This window comes from Pseudomonas sp. NPDC089758, from assembly GCF_044748705.1.
Classification (GTDB): Bacteria; Pseudomonadota; Gammaproteobacteria; order Pseudomonadales; family Pseudomonadaceae; genus Aquipseudomonas; species Aquipseudomonas putida_X.
Window position 1 is genome coordinate 191,768 of the sequence record NZ_JBIVGN010000012.1, and the last position, 6,352, is coordinate 198,119.

The following is a 6,352-nucleotide window of genomic DNA, read 5'->3' on the forward strand; positions in this document are numbered from 1 at the left end:
CATTGAATGCCCGGCTCTTTTGCTGGCACGTAAGGCTCGGCCGTTTCATGGCAACGTTCCGCGACAATACGTCGCGGCCGCTTCGCAGGCGCCGAAAGAGTACCAGTTCGCCTATGACATGAAAGCAATCTGATATCGTTATTTTTCGAACGGCTAAATCGGTATTGCTGGCGGTACAGGTAAAAGGAACTGCCCAAACCACAACTGTCGAAAGCCACAACACCTGATCAATCGGTAGGAAATGCTCTGTATCTCTTGTCGAGTACGCTGGGCCTACCACTGCGGCGCTATACTCTGGCGCTTGAAAATCAAATACGGACTACAAGGACTCGCCCATGAAAGCGTTCGGCAAACTCCTGGGACTGGGGCTTCTCGGGTTGCTGCTGATCATCGTGGCGCTGGGCTTCGCCCTGACCCACCTCTTCGATCCCAACGACTATAAAGACGAGATCCGCCAGTTGGCGCGCGACAAGGCCCACGTCGAGCTGACCCTCAATGGCGACATCGGCTGGAGCCTGTTCCCCTGGCTGGGCCTGGAGCTTCACGAGGCCAGCATCGCCACCTTGAACAAGCCCAAGGAGCCGTTCGCCGACCTGCAGATGCTTGGCCTGTCGGTCCGCGTGCTGCCCTTGCTGCGCCGTGAAGTGCAGATGAGCGATGTGCGCGTCGAAGGCCTGAACCTGACCCTGAACCGTGATGAACAGGGCCATGGCAACTGGGAAGACATCGGCAAACCGCTGCCTGCGCAAACCGGCCCAACCGCCAGTGCACCTGCGCCTGCAGATCAGCCCAACGCCTCTGCAGAGAGCAGCAGCGAACGTGCGGTCAAGCTCGACATCGACAGCCTGACCGTGAACAACGCCCGCGTGCACTACAGCGATGCCAAGACCGGCCAGAGCTACAGCGCCGAAAGCATCCAGCTGAGCACCGGCCCGATTCACGAGGGTGCGAACATCCCGCTCAAGGCCAGCGCCTTCCTCAGCGCCAGCCAGCCGAACATGAAGGCACGCACCGAACTTGCCGGCGAGCTGCGTTTTGACCGCAAGCTCAAGCGCTATAACTTCGAGGACATGCGCCTGTCCGGCGAAACCTCGGGCGAGCCGCTGGCCGGCAAGACCATGACCTTCGCGGCCCAAGGCCAGCTGCTGGTCGACATGGCAGCCAACGTCGCCACTTGGAACGGCCTGAAAATCTCGGCCAACCAGCTGCGCGCCCTGGGCGAGCTCAACCTGCGCGACCTGGACAAGACGCCGCAGCTCAGCGGTGGGCTGTCCATCGCCCAGTTCGACCTGCGCACCTTCCTCGATGGCATCGGCCACCCCCTGCCGGCCACCAGCGACCCCGCCGCCTTCAACAAGCTGGAGCTGGTCAGCCGCCTGCAGGGCACGCCAAACAGCCTGGCCCTGGAAGACCTCGCGGTAAAACTCGACGACAGCACCTTCACCGGCCGCGTTGCCGTCGAGGACTTTGCCAAGCAAGCGTTGCGCTTGCAGCTCAAGGCCGACAAGTTCGACGCCGACCGCTACATGCCAGCCAAGAGCGATGAAGCCAAGGGTGCCACCGCAGCGCGCCAGAACGAGGTCAAGCAACAGGAAGCCAGCGCCATCGCCGGTGCCGGCAGTTCTCCGCTGCCTAACGCCCCCACCCAGGTCGCCTGGAGCAACGACAAGCTGCTGCCGGTGGACCGCCTGCGCACGCTCGACCTGCAGGCCGACCTGGCCTTCGGCTCACTGACCCTGGACAAGCTGCCGATCAACGACGCGCAACTGCAAGCGAACGGCCAGGGCGGCCTGATCACCCTGCAGACGCTGCGCGGCGGCCTCTATAACGGCAGCTTCGAAGCCAAAGGCACCGTCGATGTGCGCCCAGCCGTGCCGCAGATTGGCGTCAACACCAAGATCAACCGCGTGCCGGTCGAGCACTTCATCAAGGCTGAAGACAAAGACCAGGCCCCGCCGGTCAAAGGCCTGCTGACCCTCAGCAGCGACCTGACAGCCACCGGTAACAGCCAGAAGGCACTGGTGGACACCCTCAACGGCAACGCAAACTTCACCATCAACGACGGCGTGCTGGTCAACGCCAACCTGGAACAGCAACTCTGCCAGGCCATCGCCACGCTGAACCGCAAGACCCTCAGCGGCGAGCCACGCGGCAAGGACACACCGTTCCAGGAGTTGCGCGGCAGCCTGGTGGTGCGCAACGGCGTGGCCAGCAACCCGGACCTCAAGGCACGCATCCCAGGCCTGACCGTCAACGGCCACGGCGACCTGGACCTGCGCGTGCTCGGCATGGACTACAACGTCGGGGTGATCGTCGAAGGTGACCAGCGCGCCATGCCCGACCCGGCCTGCCAGGTCAATGAGCGTTACGTCGGCGTCGAACTGCCGCTGCGCTGCCGTGGCCCGCTGGAGCTTGGCGCCAAGGCCTGCCGCCTTGACCAGGACGGCCTGGGCAAGGTTGCCGCCAAGCTGGCCGGCAACCGCCTCAAAGACAAGATCGATGAAAAACTTGATGAAAAACTCGGAGACAAAGTGAGCCCAGAATTGAAAGACGCGCTCAAGGGGCTGTTCAAGCGATGAGCCCTGCGCAGTTCTCCAGCGCCGTGCTGGACTGGTACGACCAGCACGGCCGGCACGACCTGCCCTGGCAGCAAGGCATCAACCCTTACCGGGTGTGGGTGTCGGAAATCATGCTGCAACAGACCCAGGTCAGCACCGTGCTGAACTACTTCGACCGCTTCATGCAGGCCCTGCCCACCGTGCAGGCGCTGGCCGAAGCACCGGAGGACGAGGTGCTGCACCTGTGGACCGGCCTGGGTTACTACACCCGCGCACGCAACCTGCAGAAGGCCGCCAGGATCGTCGTCGAGCAATACGGCGGTGAGTTCCCGCGCAGTGTCGAACAGCTTACCGAGCTGCCAGGTATCGGCCGCTCCACCGCCGGTGCCATTGCCAGCATCAGCATGGGTATCCGTGCGCCGATCCTCGACGGCAACGTCAAACGCGTGCTGGCCCGCTTCACCGCCCAGGCCGGTTACCCGGGCGAGCCGAAGGTGGCCAATGCCCTATGGGCCACTGCCGAGCGCTTCACCCCGCAACAACGCGCCAACCACTATACCCAGGCGATGATGGACCTGGGCGCCACGCTGTGCACCCGCAGCAAGCCAACTTGCCTGCTGTGCCCCGTGCGCAGCGGCTGCGAAGCGCACCTGCATGGCGAAGAAACGCGCTACCCCGAACCCAAACCGCGCAAGGCTCTGCCCCAGCGGCGCACGCTGATGCCGCTGTTGGCCAACCATGAAGGCGCCATCCTGCTGTACCGGCGCCCGTCCAGCGGCCTGTGGGGCGGCCTGTGGAGCCTGCCGGAGCTGGACGCCATCGAGCAGCTCGATGACCTGGCCTACCAGCATGGCCTGCGCCTGGCCGAAAGCCGCGCGCTGGACGGCCTGACCCATACCTTCAGCCATTTCCAGCTGGCGATCGAGCCATGGCTGGTGCGTGTCGACCCCGTCGGCCAGCACGTGGCCGAGGCCGACTGGCTCTGGTATAACCTCGCCACCCCGCCGCGCCTGGGCCTCGCCGCCCCGGTCAAAAAGCTGCTCAAACGCGCGGCCGACGAACTGATTGCAGGAGATGCCCGATGACCCGCACCGTGATGTGCCGCAAGTACAAAGAACAACTGCCAGGCCTGGAGCGCCCGCCTTACCCCGGGGCCAAGGGCCAGGACATCTTCGAGCACATCTCGCAGCAAGCCTGGGCCGACTGGCAGAAGCACCAGACCATGCTGATCAACGAGAAGCGCCTGAACATGATGAACGCCGAGGACCGCAAGTTCCTTCAGGGCGAGATGGACAAGTTTTTCGCCGGCGAAGATTACGCGCAGGCGGAAGGTTACGTTCCACCGGCCGAATGACCCTGAAAATCGTAAGCGACGGAATTAATTTAAAATTTTTTCAAAAAGTCGTTGACGAGCGGTCTGGAAATCTATTTAATTCACCTCGTCGCCCAGATAGCTCAGTCGGTAGAGCAGAGGATTGAAAATCCTCGTGTCGGCGGTTCGACTCCGTCTCTGGGCACCACCTTCAGCTTCTGGTGGTTGCAAAGTTACCCGAAGCGACAACAAGAAACCCGCCCAGTGCGGGTTTTTTGTTGTCTGGGATTTCTCAGCCTGTTTTGCCTACCCCGTAGCGTTGACCCGCATCAACTAACCCCCTCTCGCTCAAACCCACAATTGCAGTCGAACATTCGAATCGACCTCGCAAGGACCTCCATGAGCGAAGAATCCCCCCTCCTGCTCGCTGCTCCCGCAGAACCGACGCCCAGCACCGCACCCAAGCCTCGCGCCCGCCGCGCCCGCCAGCGCAAACCTGAGCCCTCCATCACCCAGGTCAGCCAGGAACCGGCGGCCCTGGAAGTGGCCAGCGCGCCGAAAGGCAGCAACGAGGACAGCACCTCTGCCCGGCTGCCGGCGAGCTACCCCTACCCGACCCGCATGCGCCGCCAGGAATACGAAAAGGCCAAGCACGCGCTGCAGATCGAGTTGCTGAAGGTACAAAGCTGGGTCAAGGACACCGGCCAGCGCGTGGTGGTGCTGTTCGAAGGCCGGGATGCGGCAGGCAAGGGCGGCACCATCAAGCGCTTCATGGAACACCTGAACCCACGGGGTGCGCGCATCGTCGCGCTGGAGAAGCCTTCCGAGCAGGAAAAGGGCCAGTGGTATTTCCAGCGCTACATCCAACACCTGCCCACGGCTGGTGAAATGGTGTTCTTCGACCGCTCCTGGTACAACCGCGCCGGGGTCGAGAAGGTGATGGAGTTCTGCACACCGCTGCAGTACCTGGAGTTCATGCGCCAGGCGCCGGACCTGGAGCGCATGCTGTGCAACAGCGGCATCCTGCTGTTCAAGTACTGGTTTTCGGTGAACCGCGAAGAGCAGCTGCGCCGCTTCATCTCACGCCGGGACGACCCGCTCAAGCACTGGAAGCTCTCGCCTATCGACATCAAGTCACTGGATAAGTGGGAGGACTACACCGCCGCCAAGGAGGCGATGTTCTTCCACACCGACACTGGCGATGCACCGTGGACGGTGATCAAGTCCGATGACAAGAAGCGTGCGCGGATCAACTGCATCCGGCATTTCCTGCATTCGCTGGATTACCCGGGCAAGGACCCCAGCGTGGCGTACGCGCCGGATGACTTGCTGGTTGGCCGGGCTTCGCGCGGGTTCGAGGAGGATGAAAGTTGTGCGCCTGAGCGCTGAATGGCCGGGGCTTGGGTTTCCCGGGCAATTAGGCTTCAATACGCACATTTTCGCCCCCAAGGATTTCCAGCCCCATGGCCACCAATACCAAGCAACAGAAACGCGCCAAACGCGCCGCCAGCAAGGCCAAGCAAAACCGCATGGTACGCAGCGGCCAGGCCGTGAAACCCAGCGCCGGTGACAGCGCCAGTGTCGAGCAAGTGTTCAACAAGGCCATGGAAACCGACAGCTACAAAGAGCTGTTCGTAAAGATGAAGGCCGCCCAGGAGACCAGCCTGGTTTCGATGATCTCGGTGTTCCTGGTGGACCCGCTGCTGGCACTGGTGCTCAAGGGCCACAAGGAAGAGCACGCCACCGACTACATCGTGCTGGTGTTCAACGCTTATCGCACCTGGCTCGATGGCGCCGACGAAGACACCACCATGGCCTGGCTGGAGAGCGACGAGTTCCAGGAAGCCTATATCGCCGCTTCCGAATTGGTGGCCAAGCAGCAACAGCAGCAGAAACAGTTCGGCTGAGTGCTCACCGGCCCTGGCAGCGCAAATTCGATGCCCTTGCCGGTGAGTTCTTTGCGCCACCGTCTGTGCTGCGCTGCCTAACCCTATGGAAACAACTGTCTTGCCCAATTTCCAAAAGCCGGCGCAGTCCATGTAGGAGCCGGGCTTGCCGGCGATGGGCCGCAAAGCGGCCCCAAATGCTCGCGGGCCCCGTCGAGCCTGCTCAGGCTATTACACTCCGCTATGGGGGCTGCTGCGCAGCCCATCGCCGGCAAGCCGGCTCCCACCACGACCGCGCAGCTCTTCAGGCCTGTGCTTTACCTGGATGCAGCTGTCTTGCCCAATTTCTAACAGCCGACGCAACCCTGTGGGAACACCTGTCTTGCCCAATTTCTAACAGCCGACGCAAATCCATGTGGGAGATTCTATGGTTATCAGCAAGCCATTTTCCCGCCTTTGGTGACGTATTCGTCCTGATTTCTCATCAGGGCGAATGCCACACGTGCGAGCTTCCTGGCCAGAATTACCAACGCCTGGGTCGTTGCCTTACCGCTGTTTCTGTACTGCTCATATACCCCTTTCCAAGCGGCCGACCT

5 protein-coding genes, 1 tRNA gene and 1 pseudogene are annotated in these 6,352 nt (G+C 62.2%); 6 read left to right on the plus strand and 1 reads right to left on the minus strand.

Translation table 11 applies throughout. The features are described 5' to 3' along the window. Nucleotides 1-335 precede the first annotated feature (335 nt). From ACIPZH_RS17755 to ACIPZH_RS17780, 6 genes are all read left to right on the plus strand, one after another. Nucleotides 336-2,579, plus strand: a complete 2,244-nt coding sequence (locus ACIPZH_RS17755; RefSeq protein ID WP_400637110.1) for an AsmA family protein — start codon at nucleotides 336-338, stop codon at nucleotides 2,577-2,579. Next, on the plus strand, nucleotides 2,576-3,643 hold the full coding sequence (gene mutY, locus ACIPZH_RS17760; protein ID WP_400637112.1) for an A/G-specific adenine glycosylase: 1,068 nt from the start codon (nucleotides 2,576-2,578) through the stop codon (nucleotides 3,641-3,643). The genes ACIPZH_RS17755 and mutY overlap by 4 nt, the downstream gene beginning before the upstream one ends. Then, nucleotides 3,640-3,912 carry an oxidative damage protection protein gene (locus ACIPZH_RS17765; RefSeq protein WP_125924973.1) on the plus strand — a complete coding sequence of 91 codons (273 nt, stop codon included), beginning with the start codon at nucleotides 3,640-3,642 and terminating at the stop codon, nucleotides 3,910-3,912. The genes mutY and ACIPZH_RS17765 overlap by 4 nt, the downstream gene beginning before the upstream one ends. Nucleotides 3,913-4,002: 90 nt before the next feature. Then, a tRNA-Phe gene (locus tag ACIPZH_RS17770) sits at nucleotides 4,003-4,078 on the plus strand. A 191-nt stretch (nucleotides 4,079-4,269) separates the two neighbouring features. Continuing rightward, nucleotides 4,270-5,259, plus strand: coding sequence for a polyphosphate kinase 2 (gene ppk2, locus ACIPZH_RS17775; RefSeq protein WP_400637113.1), 990 nt, complete (start codon nucleotides 4,270-4,272; stop codon nucleotides 5,257-5,259). A 74-nt stretch (nucleotides 5,260-5,333) separates the two neighbouring features. Next, nucleotides 5,334-5,777: a hypothetical protein gene (locus tag ACIPZH_RS17780; protein ID WP_400630058.1), complete on the plus strand. Its 444-nt coding sequence runs from the start codon at nucleotides 5,334-5,336 to the stop codon at nucleotides 5,775-5,777. Between the two features lie 413 nt (nucleotides 5,778-6,190). Here ACIPZH_RS17780 and ACIPZH_RS17785 read toward each other — a convergent pair. Continuing rightward, nucleotides 6,191-6,352, minus strand: a pseudogene (locus ACIPZH_RS17785) (IS110 family transposase); the annotation flags it as partial.